This is a genomic window from Paeniglutamicibacter sp. GQ140 (assembly GCF_059759235.1).
The window spans coordinates 388,662-404,838 of record NZ_JCAXDW010000003.1; the positions used below are offsets into that span (position 1 = coordinate 388,662).

Annotated in this window: 17 protein-coding genes; 15 read left to right on the top strand and 2 right to left on the bottom strand. The window is 66.8% G+C overall.

Translation table 11 applies throughout. From position 1 onward, the window contains the following. Positions 1–68 precede the first annotated feature (68 nt). The 9 genes from argC to AC6CHY_RS06635 all read left to right on the top strand — a co-directional run bounded on the left by argC (position 69) and on the right by AC6CHY_RS06635 (position 7,061). A complete protein-coding gene (gene argC / locus AC6CHY_RS06595; protein ID WP_217390602.1) occupies positions 69–1,100 on the top strand; it encodes an N-acetyl-gamma-glutamyl-phosphate reductase in 1,032 nt (343 codons plus the stop codon). Between the two features lie 11 nt (positions 1,101–1,111). Then, positions 1,112–2,275: a bifunctional glutamate N-acetyltransferase/amino-acid acetyltransferase ArgJ gene (gene argJ, locus AC6CHY_RS06600; RefSeq protein WP_217390625.1), complete on the top strand. Its 1,164-nt coding sequence runs from the start codon at positions 1,112–1,114 to the stop codon at positions 2,273–2,275. Between the two features lie 98 nt (positions 2,276–2,373). Next, positions 2,374–3,300 (top strand): acetylglutamate kinase, encoded by a 927-nt coding sequence (gene argB / locus AC6CHY_RS06605; RefSeq protein WP_217390603.1) that lies wholly within the window; start codon positions 2,374–2,376, stop codon positions 3,298–3,300. Further along, positions 3,297–4,541, top strand: a complete 1,245-nt coding sequence (locus tag AC6CHY_RS06610) for an acetylornithine transaminase (protein ID WP_498226175.1) — start codon at positions 3,297–3,299, stop codon at positions 4,539–4,541. The genes argB and AC6CHY_RS06610 overlap by 4 nt, the downstream gene beginning before the upstream one ends. A 9-nt stretch (positions 4,542–4,550) precedes the next feature. Beyond that, entirely contained in the window at positions 4,551–5,519 is a 969-nt protein-coding gene (gene argF, locus AC6CHY_RS06615; protein ID WP_498226176.1) for an ornithine carbamoyltransferase, read from the top strand. Further along, on the top strand, positions 5,516–6,031 hold the full coding sequence (locus AC6CHY_RS06620; protein WP_217390606.1) for an arginine repressor: 516 nt from the start codon (positions 5,516–5,518) through the stop codon (positions 6,029–6,031). Before argF ends, AC6CHY_RS06620 begins: the two co-directional genes overlap by 4 nt. A gap of 43 nt (positions 6,032–6,074) precedes the next feature. Next, complete coding sequence (locus AC6CHY_RS06625) at positions 6,075–6,233, top strand: hypothetical protein (RefSeq protein ID WP_498226177.1); 159 nt, start codon at positions 6,075–6,077, stop codon at positions 6,231–6,233. Between the two features lie 70 nt (positions 6,234–6,303). Beyond that, a complete protein-coding gene (locus AC6CHY_RS06630) occupies positions 6,304–6,744 on the top strand; it encodes an SRPBCC family protein (protein ID WP_217390608.1) in 441 nt (146 codons plus the stop codon). Further along, the gene (locus AC6CHY_RS06635) at positions 6,741–7,061 is read left to right on the top strand and encodes an ArsR/SmtB family transcription factor (RefSeq protein WP_498226179.1); all 321 of its coding nucleotides are present in this window, start codon (positions 6,741–6,743) and stop codon (positions 7,059–7,061) included. Before AC6CHY_RS06630 ends, AC6CHY_RS06635 begins: the two co-directional genes overlap by 4 nt. Before the next feature lie 126 nt (positions 7,062–7,187). On the opposite strand, the gene AC6CHY_RS06640 is transcribed toward AC6CHY_RS06635, so the two are convergent. Beyond that, complete coding sequence (locus AC6CHY_RS06640; protein ID WP_217390610.1) at positions 7,188–7,748, bottom strand: O-acetyl-ADP-ribose deacetylase; 561 nt, start codon at positions 7,746–7,748, stop codon at positions 7,188–7,190. Positions 7,749–7,994: 246 nt separating this feature from the next. After that, a complete protein-coding gene (locus tag AC6CHY_RS06645) occupies positions 7,995–8,405 on the bottom strand; it encodes an ankyrin repeat domain-containing protein (protein ID WP_498226181.1) in 411 nt (136 codons plus the stop codon). Between the two features lie 192 nt (positions 8,406–8,597). Between AC6CHY_RS06645 and argH the strand changes: the two genes are divergently transcribed. The 6 genes from argH (at position 8,598) to tyrS (ending at position 15,816) form a co-directional block, all read left to right on the top strand. Further along, complete coding sequence (gene argH, locus AC6CHY_RS06650) at positions 8,598–10,013, top strand: argininosuccinate lyase (RefSeq protein ID WP_498226183.1); 1,416 nt, start codon at positions 8,598–8,600, stop codon at positions 10,011–10,013. 94 nt (positions 10,014–10,107) lie between these two features. Further along, positions 10,108–10,845, top strand: a complete 738-nt coding sequence (locus AC6CHY_RS06655) for a maleylpyruvate isomerase family mycothiol-dependent enzyme (protein WP_498226185.1) — start codon at positions 10,108–10,110, stop codon at positions 10,843–10,845. Positions 10,846–10,875: 30 nt separating this feature from the next. Beyond that, positions 10,876–11,523, top strand: coding sequence for a DNA-3-methyladenine glycosylase (locus AC6CHY_RS06660; protein ID WP_498226186.1), 648 nt, complete (start codon positions 10,876–10,878; stop codon positions 11,521–11,523). Positions 11,524–11,532: 9 nt separating this feature from the next. Continuing rightward, positions 11,533–12,069: an adenine phosphoribosyltransferase gene (locus AC6CHY_RS06665; protein WP_217390615.1), complete on the top strand. Its 537-nt coding sequence runs from the start codon at positions 11,533–11,535 to the stop codon at positions 12,067–12,069. 112 nt (positions 12,070–12,181) lie between these two features. Then, positions 12,182–14,470, top strand: a complete 2,289-nt coding sequence (locus AC6CHY_RS06670) for a HelD family protein (RefSeq protein ID WP_498226188.1) — start codon at positions 12,182–12,184, stop codon at positions 14,468–14,470. Positions 14,471–14,496: 26 nt separating this feature from the next. Beyond that, entirely contained in the window at positions 14,497–15,816 is a 1,320-nt protein-coding gene (gene tyrS / locus AC6CHY_RS06675) for a tyrosine--tRNA ligase (RefSeq protein ID WP_498226190.1), read from the top strand. The last annotated feature ends 361 nt before the right edge of the window (positions 15,817–16,177 follow it).

Here is a 16,177-nt window from a genome sequence, read left to right on the forward strand (position 1 = left end):
GCGTCGCGGGTCTCCAAATTATGAATATTTATTAGTTATCATGCATAAATGCGTAGTAGGGTTGATTCATGACGATTTCAGTAGCTGTATCCGGAGCCAGTGGGTATGCCGGCGGCGAGGTCTTGCGCCTGCTGTCCAACCATCCAGATGTGACCATCGGTGCCATCACCGCACACTCGAACGCCGGGCAGCGACTGGGCGAACTCGCCCCGCACCTGCATTCCCTGGCCGACCGGGTGCTGGTGGAAACCACCGTCGAGCAGCTGCGCGGCCACGACGTGGTCTTCCTGGCTCTGCCCCACGGCGCCAGCGCCGAAATCGCCGCCCAGCTTCCCGCGGACACACTGGTCATCGACGCCGGTGCGGACCACCGCCTGGAATCGCCGGAGGCCTGGGAGAAGTTCTACGGATCCGCGCACGCGGGCACCTGGCCCTATGGCCTGCCCGAGCTGCCCGGTGCCCGTGACCTGTTGGCCGGTGCCAAGCGCATCGCGGTGCCCGGCTGCTACCCGACCTCGGTCCAGCTTGCCCTCGTGCCCGGTTTCGCCGCCGACCTGCTGGAAGCCGACGACGTCGTCGTGGTTGCCGCCTCGGGCACCTCGGGTGCCGGAAAGAGCGCCAAGGTGAACCTGATCGGCTCCGAGGTCATGGGCTCCATGAACCCCTACGGCGTGGGCGGCTCCCACCGGCACACCCCGGAAATGGAGCAGGGCCTGTCCAAGGCCGCCGGTGTCCCGGTCACCATCTCCTTCACCCCGACCCTGGCGCCGATGCCCCGCGGCATCCTCACCACCGCCACCGCAAAGGTCAAGCCCGGCGTGGACGCGGACATGTTGCGCGCCGCGTGGACGGCTGCCTACAAGGACGAACCGTTCGTGCACGTGCTGCCCGAGGGCCAATGGCCCGCCACCTCCTCGGTCATGGGCTCCAACCACGCTCAGATCCAGTTGGCATTCGACCCGCACGCCAACCGCGTGATCGTCTCCGCGGTCATCGACAACCTCACTAAGGGCACCGCAGGCGGGGCCGTCCAATCCATGAACATCGCCCTGGGCCTGAAGGAAACCGCCGGCCTGGCACTCGAAGGAGTAGCACCGTGAGCAACGCACCCATCGGAATCACCTTCCCCGCAGGCTTCAGCGCCTCGGGCGTCACCGCCGGACTCAAGGCCTCGGGGAACCCGGACCTTGCCCTGGTGCGCAACAACGGACCGCGCTTTGACGCTGCCGCGGTGTTCACCTCCAACCGCGTGGCCGCGGCCCCGGTGCACTGGTCGCGCCAGGTGATCTCGGACGGCCGGGCCGACGCCGTGGTGCTGAACTCCGGCGGCGCCAACGCCTGCACCGGCCCCGAGGGTTTTGCCAACACCCACGCCACCGCCGAACATGTCGCCACGGTCCTGGGCCTTTCCAGCGGCGACGTGCTGGTCTGTTCCACGGGGCTGATCGGCGAGCAGCTGCCGATGGACAAGATCCTGCCCGGCGTGGACGCGGCCGCCGCGGCCCTGGGCGACGGCAGCGAATTCGACGGGGGAGCGGCTGCCGCCACCGCCATCATGACCACCGACACCGTGAGCAAGCAGGCAGGGTTCGCCGGTGCCGGCTACTCCATCGGTGCCATGGCCAAGGGCGCCGGCATGCTTGCCCCCGGGCTGGCAACGATGCTGGTGGTCATCACCACCGATGCGGTGCTGGAACCGGCGCAGCTCGACGCGGCATTGCGCGAGGCCACCCGCGTCAGCTTCGACCGGGCGGATTCCGACGGCTGCATGTCGACCAACGACACCGTGATCCTGATGTCCTCCGGTGCCAGCGGAACGACGCCCGACGTCGCCGAATTCACCACCGGACTCACCGAGGTCTGCGTCGAGCTGGCCCAGGCGCTGATCTCCGACGCCGAGGGCGCCGCCCACGAAATCACCATCCGCACCTTCAATGCCGCCACCGAGGACGACGCCGTCGAGGTCTCGCGCACCGTGGCCCGCTCCAACCTCTTCAAGACCGCGATCTTCGGCCAGGACCCCAACTGGGGGCGGGTGCTCTCCGCGGTGGGAACCACCCAGGCGGCCTTCGAACCCGACGAGCTGAACGTGTCAATCAACGGCGTCCAGGTCTGCCGCAAGGGCGGGGTCGGCGAGGACCGCAACCTCGTGGACCTTTCCGGGCGCAACGTCCTGGTGGAAATCGACCTCAACGCCGGCATGCAGGAAGCCAGCCTGTGGACCAACGACCTGACCCACGACTACGTCCACGAGAATTCGGCCTACAGCAGCTAGGCGGCGGTGCGCCGTGGGGTTAGCGGGATTCGAACCTGCCACCCCCCACGGGGCACCACCACCCGGTCCAACGTTTCAGTGAGGAAACACCGAAGAGCATGACTGAGAACAAACCCACGCCCACGCCAATGGACGTTGCACAGCGCAAGGCCGAGGCCCTGATCGAGGCACTGCCCTGGATCCAGCGCTTTGCCGGAACCACCATGGTCATCAAGTACGGCGGCAACGCCATGATCAACGAGGACCTGCGCCGCGCCTTCGCCGAGGACATCGTCTTCCTGCGCCACGTGGGCATCAACCCCGTGGTCGTGCACGGCGGCGGCCCGCAGATCAACTCCATGCTCAGCCGCCTGGGCATCGAGTCAGAGTTCAAGGGCGGGCTGCGGGTGACCACCCCCGAGGCCATGGACGTGGTGCGCATGGTGCTCACCGGTCAGGTTCAGCGCGAACTCATCGGCCTGATCAACTCCCACGGCCCCTACGCCGTGGGACTCTCCGGAGAGGACGGCGCCCTGCTGCGCGCCGTGCGCACCGGGACCTACATTGCCGGTCAGCACGTGGACCTGGGGCTCGTGGGCGAGGTGACGGGGGTCAAGCCCGACCAGATCCTCGACCTGCTGGCCGCCGGCAAGATTCCGGTGGTCTCCACCGTCGCCCCGGAGGTCGACGAGAAGGACAACCCCACCGGCCAGGTGCTCAACGTCAACGCCGACACCGCCGCCGCGGCACTGGCCAGTGCCCTGGGTGCCTCCAAGCTGGTGATCCTCACCGACGTGGAGGGGCTGTACGCGGCCTGGCCCGACAGGTCCTCGTTGATCTCCTCGCTCGATTCCGAGCAGCTGCGCGACCTGATGCCCAAGCTCGAATCGGGGATGATCCCCAAGATGGCCGCCTGCCTCAAGGCCGTGGACGAGGGCGTGGGCCAGGCCCACATCGTCGACGGCCGCCAACCACACTCCATGCTGCTGGAGGTCTTCACCTCCGCCGGCGTCGGAACCCAAGTCATTCCCAAGGACAAGGCATGAACGAGATCATTGAACAGGAAACGGGCGCGCTGGACGCCCTGCAGGGCAGCGAATTGCTGGCCCGCTACAACAATTCGTTGCTGGGCGTCTTCGGCACCCCGCAGCAGGTGCTGGTGCGCGGGGCCGGCTGCCACGTGTGGGACGCCGACGGCAAGGAATACCTGGACCTGCTCTCCGGGATCGCCGTCAACGCCCTGGGCCACGCCCACCCTCTGGTCACCTCCGTGATTTCCTCCCAGCTGGCCACCCTGGGACACATCTCCAACTTCTTCACCAGCCCCACCCAAATCGCGCTGGCCGAAAAGCTCCTGGGGCTCAGCGAGGCTCCCGCGGGCTCGAAGGTGTTCTTCACCAACTCCGGCACCGAGGCCAACGAGGCGGCCTTCAAGCTGGCCCGCCGCAACGCCGGCACGCCCGAGGCCCCGCGCACCAAGATCATCGCCCTTGAACACGCGTTCCACGGCCGCACCATGGGTGCGCTGGCCCTGACCTGGAAGCAGGCCTACCGGGCACCCTTCGAACCGCTCCCCGGGGGAGTGGAATGGATTCCGGCCGGGGACATCGAGGCCCTGCGTGCGGCGGTCGACGAGACCACCGCCGCGGTGTTCATCGAACCGATCCAGGGGGAGGCCGGCGTCATCGAATTCGGCCCCGGCTACCTGCAGGCTGCACGCGAGCTCACCGCTGCGGCCGGTGCGCTGCTGGTCTTCGACGAGGTCCAGACCGGCATCGGCCGCACCGGCGCCTGGTTCGCCTCCGCCGGGGTCCTCCCCGACGCCATGACCCTGGCCAAGGGCCTGGGCGGCGGATTCCCCATTGGCGCGATGATCGTCTTCGGCACCGAGGCCACCGGGCTGCTCACCCCCGGCCAGCACGGCACCACCTTCGGCGGAAACCCCGTGGCAACCGCCGCGGCGTTGGCCACCTTGCATGTCATCGAGTCGCAGGACCTCCTGGCGCAGGTGGGAAGGGTGGGCGCGGATGTGCGGACGAAACTTGCCGCGCTGGACTTCGTCACGGCCGTCCGCGGCCGGGGGCTGCTCATCGGGTTCGACCTGGCCGCCGCGGTGGCCCCGGCGGTGGTGGCCGCGGCGTTGGAGGCCGGGTTCATCATCAATGCCCCGGGTCCCAACACGCTGCGCCTTGCGCCTCCCCTGATCATCACCACCGAACAACTCGACACCTTCGTAGCAGCGTTGCCCGCGATCTATGCCGCGGCCGTTGCCGGCACCCAGGAATAGGACCAAAAAATGACCAGCACAGTTCGCCACTTCCTGACCGACCTCGACCTCACCCAGGCCGAACAGACTGAGGTCCTTGACCTGGCCTTGGCCATGAAGAAGGACAAGTACGGATACAAGCCGTACGCCGGACCGCAGACCGTCGCCGTGTTCTTCGACAAGACCTCCACCCGCACCCGGGTGTCCTTTGCCGCGGGCATCGCGGAGCTTGGCGGTTCGCCGCTGATCATCAACTCCGCCGAATCGCAGCTGGGCCACAAGGAGTCAATCTCCGATTCCGCCAAGGTCCTCGAGCGCATGGTCTCCACCATCGTGTGGCGCACCTACGCCCAGGCCGGCCTGGAGGAAATGGCCGAGAATTCGAACGTCCCGGTCATCAACGCCCTCTCCGACGACTACCACCCCTGCCAGCTGCTGGCCGACCTGCTCACCGTGCGCGAGCACAAGGGCACGCTGGCAGGACTGTCCATGGCCTACCTCGGCGACTCGGCCAACAACATGGCCAACTCCTACCTGTTGGCCGGCGTCACGGCCGGGATGCACGTGCGCATTGCCGGACCCGAGGGCTACCTGCCTGCCGCGGACATCATTGCCGCGGCCGAGGCTCGCGCGGCGGAAACCGGCGGCTCCGTGACAGTCACCACCGACGCCGCAGCGGCCCTTGCCGGTGCAGACGTGGTTGCCACCGACACCTGGGTGTCCATGGGCCAGGAAGACGAGAAGACCGAACGCATGGAGCTGTTCCGCGAATTCGCCGTCGACTCCGCGGCCATGGCGCACGCGCACCAGGACGCCATCGTGCTGCACTGCCTGCCGGCCTACCGCGGCTACGAAATCTCGGCGGACGTCATTGACGGACCGCAGTCGGTGGTCTTCGACGAGGCCGAAAACCGCGTGCACGCCCAGAAGGCCATCATGGGCTGGCTGATGGCCAAGTCGGACCTGGCTGTCGTGCCGGGAGTGAACCCGAACCGATGAGCACTCCCGCATCGTTCCAGCCCACGACGAAGATCGCCCGCCAGGCGCGGGTGAGTGCCATCCTCTCGACCCGCACCGTGCGTTCGCAGGCCGAGCTGGTGGCCCTGCTGGCAGAGGAAGGCATGGCCGTCACCCAGGCCACGTTGTCGCGCGACCTGGTGGAGCTGGGTGCGGTGCGCGTGCGCGGCGCCGACGGGGGACTCGTCTACGCGGTGCGCCAGGAGGGCGGGGACCGCAGCCCGCAGGCCGGCGTCAGCCACGAGGTCCACGACGCCAAGCTGGCCAAGCAATGCGCGGAATTGCTGATCACCGCCGAGGCCTCGGGCAACATCGTGGTGCTGCGCACCCCGCCGGGTGCGGCAAACTTCCTGGCCCTGTCCATCGACCATTCAACAATGCCGCAGATCCTGGGATGCATCGCCGGGGACGACACCGTCATGCTGGTGACCCGCGACGTTGATGGCGGTGCCGAGGTCGCCGCGCGCTTCCTGGCACTGGCCGACCCGCAGTAGCCAAATCGACCAGTCGCACCAACCTGGGACTCCGGAGGCACGGATGGATCCGTCCAAGAAGGCAGCAATACTCGGTGCGATCCTGGCTGCCCTGGTCCTGCTGGCGATCCTCGCCGGCATCATCGTCGGGACAAGCGGCATGCTCGCCGGTCCCGCGAACGGCTGGACCCATCCGGCACCCATTGCGGCTACCGTGCGGTAACCCTTGTGGAACCAAAGCCCTTGTGCAACCATTTTGTTGCACAAGGGCTTTGCGTTTTGAGGGGATGCACATGGACGCCACACTGCAGGATGCCATCGAGGCAACCATCGACATCGATGCCACTGCCGAATCCGTTTGGGGGCTGGTCAGCGAACCGGGGTGGTTCATCAACGGCGGGGCCATCACGACGCATCGGATCGAAACCGACGGTGCATTCTCCACCGTTTGCGACGCGATCTATGGGAAATTCGAATTTGAGACCGTCACCCTCGATGCCCCGCGCTACGCGGCGTTCCGTTCCCTGGGCGGTCATGAGTGGGACGATCCGGTGCCCAACACGCTCGTCGAGTTCTGGATCGAACCCACACATTCCGGCGCGGTAAGGCTGCGGGTCATGGAGAGTGGATTCGCCGCCTTCGATGCCGAGGCGCATCGGCATGCCATTAGTGCCAACACCCGCGGGTGGGAAGCCGAGATGCTCGCGGCGCAGCGTTATCTGGGCGGAAAATGATTGGGCAGCCGGAAGCGGCCGAATCACAATTGATTTTTGCAGCACTCTCGGACGCCACGCGTCGCCGGATGCTCAAGCTCCTAGGTGAGAATGCGAGCAGTGCCTCGCGACTGAGTGCGCCACTGGGTATCAGTCGGCAGGCCACGGCCAAGCACCTGCGCATCCTTGTCGATGCCGGCCTCGCCAAGAGCCGCCGCGACGGCAGGGAGATCGTTTTCGAATTGGTCCTGGGTGGGCTGGTGCCGGCAAGCGACTACATTCGCGGCTTGAAGGCGGGCTTTGAAGTGCAGCTGGTCGAAGCGGCCAAGTTGGGCTGAGCCAGCGCGCGCGGATTCGCGTGCCGCAGCAACCGGGCCGAGCCCTTAATGGCCCCAGGGACTCCCCGGGCAGATTGCGCGGGGAGTCCCTGGGGAAAACATGTGCGGCCGGAGCGCCGACGGGCGCTATGGCCCGTGGACGAGCTCGCTCTCGGTGCGCGGAGTGTCGAAGGCCTTGTGGAACGCGGATTCAACAGCGTCGTTGTAGGCAACCAACACCACCCGGTGAATCGATGTCGAATGAAGGTACATCTCGAACCAATCGTGGATCGCGCGGGCGGCGATCGCGGCAACGTCCTCCGGGTCCCAGCCGTAGGCACCCGCCCCGATGGCGGGAAACGCCACGCTGGTGGCGCCCAGACGGGAGGCGACGTACAAGGAATTGGTGAAGCACTGCGACAGCGTCTTGGGGTTGGTCTGCCCCACGTGGCGGTTCGGGCCTGGGGAGTGGATGACCCAGCGGGCCGGAAGGTCGCCGGCGCCGGTGGCCAATGCCAGCCCGGAGGCAAGGCCGTCGGGGTGGGTAGTGGCCCTCAGCTTCCGGCATTCGGCCAGCAGTGCGGGGCCCGCGGCCGCATGGATTGCGTCGTCGACGCCGCCGCCACCGAGCAGGGATGGATTGGCAGCATTGACGATCGCATCGACCTTTTGATCGGTGATGTCTCCACGCACGATGTCGATATGCATTTCTTCGCTCCTGTCAGTGATCCAGAACACCTGATAAACACTACGATACGCGTCGGTCCCGATCTTGTGGAGGGGCCCACAGTGGATTCTCAGGTGTGACTAGAGCAAAGCCGAAACGTCGGCCGGAAACGGGGCTTCTGGGGACCTGTGTGACACTGGCGGGAAGCCCGGACCGACGTTCGACGGAACCGCGCCGGGCCGGTGCCTGGCGCCCGCTGCCGGCGCGGCCAGCGGCGGGACTGGCTCCTAGAGGTACTCCTCGATCACTGCCTTGAGCTCGGGCAGGTCGAACATCTGGGTGACTGCCAGGGCGTTTTGGGCCCCGAGGCGCGGATCCGCGCCGCGGGCGAGCAGTAGCCGCGTCAGTGGCTCGTTCTTGCGGAACACCGCGCAGGTCAGTGCGCCCTGGCCCTTGTCGTTGAGGCGGTTGATGTCGGCGCCGCGCTCGAGCAGGGCGGAGACGGTCGCGTCGTGGCCGTTGTAGGCGGCCAGGATCATCAGCGTGTCGCCCTTGGCATCGGTGAGATCCGCGGGGATTCCCTGGTCGATGATGGCCATCAGCTTCTCGGTGTTTCCCTCGCGGGCCAGGTCGAAAATGGAGTGCAGGAACGCGAGCTCTTCCTCGGACAAGGCGTCGGGGGTGTTCGAATCGGTCATACCCAAATCGTACCGGGCGGCCGCCCGGAGGTTGTCGGCGGCATGACGCGTGAATAATTATGTAGACTAGTGAATAAGTATTAAGAATCGGGCGTTGCATCCGGGGCCGGGGAACCGCCCTGCACTAGGATGGACACTGGATTTGGACACCTCTCGAACCGGCGCCCGTGACGGGCACACGGAAGGATTAACATGGGATCGGCAACAAACGAAGGCGCGCTCTGGGGCGGACGATTTGCCGGAGGCCCGGCGGACGCTCTGGCGGCGCTGAGCAAGTCCACGCACTTCGACTGGCGGCTGGCCCGCTATGACATCGCCGGATCCCGCGCCCACGCCCGCGTGCTGCACACCGCCGGGTTGCTGGACGAGACCGAGTTGGCCGGCATGATCGCGGCGCTGGATGAGCTGGAAGCCGATGTCGTCTCCGGTGCCTACGTTGCCTCCGACTCCGACGAGGACGTCCACGGTTCCCTCGAGCGCGGACTGATCGAGCGTGCCGGAACCGCGCTGGGCGGCAAGCTCCGCGCCGGCCGCTCGCGCAACGACCAGATCGCCACCCTGGGCCGCATGTTCCTGCGCGACCACGCCCGCATCATTGCCCGCGGCGTGCTTGCCACCATCGACGCGCTCATCGAGCAGGCCGAGGCGCACCCCAACGCAGCCATGCCCGGCCGCACCCACCTGCAGCACGCACAGCCGATCCTGCTCTCGCACCACCTGCTGGCCCACGCCTGGGCAATGCTGCGCGACGTCCAGCGCCTGGCCGACTGGGACAAGCGCGCCGCGGTTTCCCCGTACGGCTCCGGCGCCCTGGCCGGTTCCTCGCTGGGCCTGGACCCCAACGCCGTGGCGGCCGAGCTCGGCTTCGACTCCGCGGCCTGGAACTCGATCGACGGCACCGCCGCCCGCGACGTGTTCGCCGAATACGCCTGGGTCGCGGCCATGATCGGGGTCGACCTTTCGCGCATCTCGGAGGAAGTCATCCTCTGGGCCACCAAGGAGTTCTCCTTCGTCACCCTCGACGACGCCTTCTCCACCGGATCCTCGATCATGCCGCAGAAGAAGAACCCCGACGTGGCCGAGCTGGCCCGCGGCAAGGCCGGACGCCTGATCGGCAACCTGACCGGGTTGATGGCCACGCTCAAGGCGCTGCCGCTGGCCTACAACCGCGACCTGCAGGAAGACAAGGAGCCGGTCTTCGATGCGACCGACACCCTGGAGCTCTTGCTGCCTGCCGTCTCCGGCATGATCGCCACGCTGAAGTTCAACACGGACCGCATGGCCGAGCTCGCACCGCTGGGCTTTGCCCTGGCCACCGACATCGCCGAGTGGCTTGTCCGCCAGGGCGTGCCGTTCCGCGAGGCACACGAACTCTCCGGCGCGGCAGTGAAGCTGGCCGAGTCCAAGGGCGTCGAGCTGTGGGACCTGTCCGACGCCGAATACTCGGGGATCTCGGAGCACCTGACCCCCGAGGTCCGCAGCGTGCTGTCCACCGAGGGCTCGCTGAACTCGCGCAGCGCCCAGGGCGGCACCGCCCCCTCGGCCGTCGCCGCGCAACTGGCCGCCCTGAAGGACGCACTGGTTCCGGTGCGCGCCTACGCCGGATAGCGCACCCCGATCCACGATCCCAGGGCGGGGCCCACCACACTTGGCGGGCCCCGCCTTCGTGATTTCCGGCTGCATCTGCCGATAGGGTGTGGGTATGACCGAGCTCACGCCACAGGACCTGACGACCAGGATCCTCACCTCCCTGTCGGACCTACGCGCATTGGCGGCCACCGTGGATGCCGCGGCAGCAGCCGAACCCAGTGCCATGCCTGGATGGAAGCGGGCCCAGCTGCTGGCCCACATCGACGGATTCAGCCGGGCCGCAACACGCCAGCTGGACACCGCCGGCGCCGACGAGCCATTCCCGATGTACGACGGGGGAATCGAGGGCAGGGAAGCTGCCATCGAGATGACTGCGCTGATGCGTGCCGAGGCCTTGGTGGCGCGGACCGACGAGTCCCTCGCCGCACTGGAGGCCAGCATCCGCGGCATCAGCGCAGGGGAGTGGGACCTTGCCACCGGGTTCCGCGGCGGCGGCAGCGTCCAGGACCTGTTTTACGCCATCTGGCGCGAACTGGTCATTCACTCCTCCGACCTGTTGCTGGCGCGCTCGGTCGCCGACTGGGAACCGGCGTTCTGCGCCCACCTCTTCGACGAGCTCGCGGTGCGGGTGCCCGAATCCAGGCGCTACATCCTTCAGCCGCACGGCGCCCAGCGCATTTCCCTGGGAAACGGCGATGACGTCACGGTGCTCAGCGGCACCGACTTCGACCTGGCCGCGTGGCTGGCCGGGCGCAAGCCGCTGGGCCCGGTGCAGGCCACCGCCGGCGCGGACGGTGCCGACCTTCCGGAGCTGGGCCCCTGGCCCTCCGGGCTGAAGGCCCGCAACTAGCCCTGCAACCCTGACGGCGGCGACGTGGTGATGGACGTGCAAGATGAATTGCTCCGGCTGGGATCGCTGCAGCTGGCTCCGCACCTGCTCGGAGCCCATGTCTCGACCTTCATCAGCGGGCAGCTGGTGGTGGTTCGGCTGACCGAGGTGGAGGCCTACGACGGTGCCGTGGACCCCGGATCCCATGCCTACCGGGGAAAGACCGCACGCAACGCCGGCCTGTTCGGCCCTCCGGGCACCGCCTACGTCTACTTCACCTACGGGATGCACTTTTGCGCCAATGTGGTGTGCGGGACCGAAGGCACGGCCTCGGCGGTGCTGTTGCGCGCCGGGGAGATCGTCACCGGCCTCGAGGCGGCGACGGCCAGGCGCGGCAACCCCGGGGGACCGGCCGCCAGGCTACTTAGCGGCCCCGCGCGGCTGGCCCAGGGCCTCGGGCTGACGCTGGAACACAATACTGCCCGCTTCCGCAACGGAACCGCGGCGCCTCCGGGCCCCGACCTGGGGCTGGAAAGGCTGGCCGCCTCCCCGCCGGAGCACCTGTCCGGCCCGCGCACCGGGGTGGCCGGAAGCGGCGGCGGGGACGAGTACCCGTACCGTTTCTGGCTTCCGGGCGAGCCCAGCGTCTCGCCGTACCGGAAGGCGGCGCCGCGCAGGGCGCGCGGCCAAAGGGACTAGACTAGTCGGGTGAATCCAGAGCCTGAGAGCATAAGCGACCTCCTTGACCGACTGTGCGAAATCGTTCCCGACTACCCCAGCGCGGGGATCTCGTTCAAGGACCTGACACCGGCCTTCGCCGACGCCGCCGGGCTGCGCCGCATGGTCGATGAGATCGTCGCCCCCTTCGCCGGACAGTTCGACGTCATCGCCGGACTCGAGGCCCGCGGCTTCGTGCTGGCGGCCGCCGCTGCCTACGCCACGGGAACCGGCATGGTCACCGTGCGCAAGGCCGGCAAGCTGCCCCGGCCCGTGCACCGCGACGAGTACACCCTGGAATACGGCACCGGAACCCTGGAACTGCACCGCGACGACGTCGCCCCGGGCACCCGGGTGCTGATCCTTGACGACGTGCTGGCCACCGGCGGCACCGTCGGCTCCGCCGCCCGGCTCCTGGGCATGGTCGGCGCGAACGTCATCGGGGTCGGAGTGGTCCTTGAGCTGCAGGACCTGGGCGGGCGCGAAAGGCTCTCCGGCCTGCAGGTGCATTCGCTCCAGCTCGTCTAGCAACAACCGCCTGCCGCCACCGGGGCGCCCGCCCCATGGCGACCGGTCAAATACCCGGTGCGACAGAGCGTAAACTGGTCTGTCCACGATTTGTTTCATCAGGGAGTGCTGAATGCCAGAGTCCACGACCGTTCAACCGGAGCTCGAAGCCGAACGCAACTACGTTTCGATGCTCTACACCCGCCTGGATGAACTGCGTGCCGAAAAGCTCGAGCAGTTGAACCGCACCCGCCGCGGCGGGGCGCAGGGATCCATCCAGAACGTGTCCGAACGCGACTCCTTCGCCGCACTGTATGAAGATCGCCTGGCACAGCTGAACGCCGTGGAGGACCGGCTGGTCTTCGGGCGGCTGGACCTTGACGATGACGTGAACCGCTCCGGCGAGGAAGACGGATCGCCGCGCTACATCGGCCGCATCGGCATGACGGACGATGACCTCACGCGCCTGATGGTGGACTGGCGGGCCCCGGAGGCGGCGGCCTTCTACCAGGCCACCGCGCTGCATCGGCAGGGCGTGCGCCGCCGCCGGCACCTGATGCTGCGCGGACGCACCGTGCTGGGCATCGACGACGAGGTGCTGGACACCGAGCTCTTCGCCGAGGACGACGACCTGCAGGGCGAGGGAGCGCTGATGGCGGCGCTGACGCAGAAGCGCACCGGCCGCATGGGCGACATCGTGGGCACCATCCAGGCCGAGCAGGACCGGATCATCCGCTCCCCGCTGGCCGGGGTGTTGGTGGTCCAGGGCGGACCGGGCACCGGAAAGACCGCCGTGGCGCTGCACCGCGCGGCCTTCCTGCTCTACGAACACCGCGAACGCCTCAAGAGCGCCGGCGTGCTGCTGGTCGGCCCGTCCTCCTCCTTCATGCGCTACATCGAACGCGTGCTGCCCTCCCTGGGCGAGACCGGCGTGGTCATGTCCTCCGTCGGGGAGCTGTACCCGGGCCTGCGCGCCGTGCCCGAGCACAACCGGGAGACAGCCCGCATCAAGGGCAAGGCGTTCATGGCCAAGGTCGTGGCCAAGGCGGTTTCCAATCGCCAGCGGCTGCTGGCCGAGGACCGCCGCGTCGTGGTCGAGGGCACCCGCCTGGTGCTGACCCGCGGCCAGGTGCGCCACGCCCGCGAAAAGGCGCGTGCCTCCCGCAAGCCGCACAACGAGGCCCGCGAGGTGTTCACCAAGATCCTGATCCGCGAGCTGGCCGAGCAGCTGCAGCAGGTCCTCGAGGATTCCGCGGGCAACGGCAATGCCGTGGACCGCAGCTACCTGGTCCAGGAAGTGCGCGAGTCACGCGATGTGCGCATCGCGCTGAACCTTTGCTGGATGCCGCTGACGCCGCAGTCGCTGTTGGAGGAACTCTTCGCCAAGGAGGACCTGCTCGCCGCCGCCGCGCCGCAGCTGAACGCCCGCGAGCTCAAGGCGCTGCACCGCGAGCCCGGGGCTCCCTGGACCGAGGCCGACGTGCCGCTGCTGGACGAGGCAGCCGACCTGCTTGGCGACTTCAAGGCTGTGGGCAACAAGGACGCCGGTGTCGAGGCGCAGCTCAAGCGCGACCTGGAAAACGCCGAGGCGACCCTGCGCAACGTCAACGAGATGCTCTTCAACGCCGGCATCGACGGGCTGGTCGAGGCCCAGGACCTGGCAGACATGAACCAGGAGACCGAGGCACGCCAAACGGCCGCCGAGCGTGCGGTGGCCGACCGCAACTGGGCCTACGGGCACGTGGTGGTCGACGAGGCCCAGGAGCTTTCCCCGATGCAGTGGCGACTGCTGATGCGCCGCTGCCCGCTGAAGTCATTCACCGTGGTGGGCGACATCGCCCAGACCTCCTCGGCCTCGGGCGCCAGCAGCTGGGCCCAGGCCATGAAGCCGTTCGTGGCCCAGCGCTTCACCCTTGAGGAATTGACGGTCAACTACCGGACCCCCATGCAGATCGCCGCCGCCGCGACCCGGGTCGCCCACGCCGCGGGGCTCAAGATCTCCACGCCCAAGGCCGTGCGCGAGGGCCAGTGGCCGCCGCTGGTGGACCGCCTGGAGGCGGGCCAGCTGTTGCCCAAGCTGCGCGAGGTCCTGCCCGAAGAGGTTGCGATCGCCGACGGCGGGCTGCTGGCGGTCATCGTGCCCGAGTCCCGCCTGGCGCAGGTCCGCTCCGCTGTGGTCGAGCAATACGGGCGCCGCGTGGGCACCGGCTCGGGAGGGCTGAGCCAGGACATCGTCGTGCTTGGCGCACGCGAGGCCAAGGGCCTCGAATTCGATGTGGTGCTTGTCCTTGAACCGCAGGAATTGATCGACGAAGTCGAGGGCACCGTCGGGGACCTGTATGTTGCGATGACCCGCACCACGCAGCGCCTGCGGATCCTGGCCGAGGGCTCGATCCCGGCGGGCATTGACACGGAAGCGTAATTCCGGGCGGAGACTGCTAATTTAGTATGGTGTCTGAAATTGAGCAGAATCCCGCACTGTCGGGACAAAGTAATGATCCGTCGTTTGAAAACATCTGGCAGGAACTGAAGTGGCGTGGCCTGGTCCACGTCTCCACCGATGAAGCCGAGCTGGAAAAGGTTCTCTCCGAGGAGTCCATTACCTATTACTGCGGTTTCGACCCCACCGCACCGTCGCTGCACCTGGGAAACCTGGTGCAGCTGCTGAACATGCGGCGCCTGCAGCTGGCCGGCCACAAGCCCCTGGGCCTGGTCGGCGGTTCCACCGGCCTGATCGGCGATCCGCGCCAGACGGCCGAGCGTGTGCTGAACACCAAGGAAACGGTCGCCGAATGGGTAGGCAAGCTGCAGGAGCAGGTTGCCCGCTTCCTCTCCTTCGAGGGCGAGAACGCGGCACGCATGGTCAACAACCTCGACTGGACCGCCAACCTGAGCGCCATCGACTTCCTGCGCGAGGTCGGCAAGTACTTCCGCGTGGGCACCATGATCAAGAAGGAAACCGTTGCCGCCCGCCTGAACTCGGACGAGGGCATCAGCTACACCGAATTCAGCTACCAGGTCCTGCAAGGCTATGACTACCTGAAGCTGCACCAGCTCTACGGATGCTCCCTGCAAACCGGTGGCTCGGACCAGTGGGGAAACCTCACCAGCGGCACCGACTTGATTCGCAAGGTCGAGGGCAAGAGCGCATACGCCTACGGCACCCCGCTGATCACCAACTCCGACGGCACCAAGTTCGGCAAGTCCGAAGGAAATGCCATTTGGTTGGATGCGGAGATGTGCAGCCCGTACACCTTCTACCAGTTCTGGCTGAACACGGCGGATGCCGATGCGATCTCCCGCTTGAAGGTCTTCACGTTCCTGACTCGAGCCGAGATCGATGCCCTCGAGCAGGAAGTTGCCGAGCGTCCGTTCGCCCGCAAGGCCCAGAAGGAACTCGCCTACTTGGTGACGTCGTTGGTCCACGGCGTGGAAGCCACGGAAAAGGTGATTGCCGCTTCGGCCGCACTCTTTGGCCAAGGCGAACTCGGCGACATGGACGAGGCAACGCTTCGCGCTGCAACACAGGAACTCAAAAGCACCACCGTCACGGGCGATGAGCTGGATATCGTCTCGGTCTTGATAGCATCCGGCCTTTCCGAATCCAAGTCGGCTGCCCGCCGCACGGTCAGCGAAGGCGGCGCGTACATCAACAACGTGAAGTACTCGGACCATGAGGCAGTGGTGAACCGGGCGGATCTTCTGCACGGACGCTACCTCTTGGTTCGCCGTGGAAAAAAGAACTTGGCAGTAGTTGAAGTCGCCTAAATAGGGGAATGAAGCCATGGGTTGCTAACAATGCAATCAGGCCGGTGCGGGGGAGTGCTGTGAATCACGGCAACGACCCCGCACCGGTTTTTTGCTTTGTACCCCCGATTTGCCGATAAACCCGGTTGATTTGGGGGAACCACGGGTAACCGAAGGCAGGATCCGTCGATTTGCCGTGTACGGGAAACCTGTGTATTGTTTTCTAAGTCGCCGCGGCCAAGGCAAGCGAAAAGCTTCTAGCCGCGAATGATAAAAACTTTCTTATAACAACGATTAATCGTTGATAGAAACCGTGTTTTATAGCAAAGTAGATCAGCGAAAAGCGGATTTGACAGAGCGAGAAACATGTAATAACTTAGTA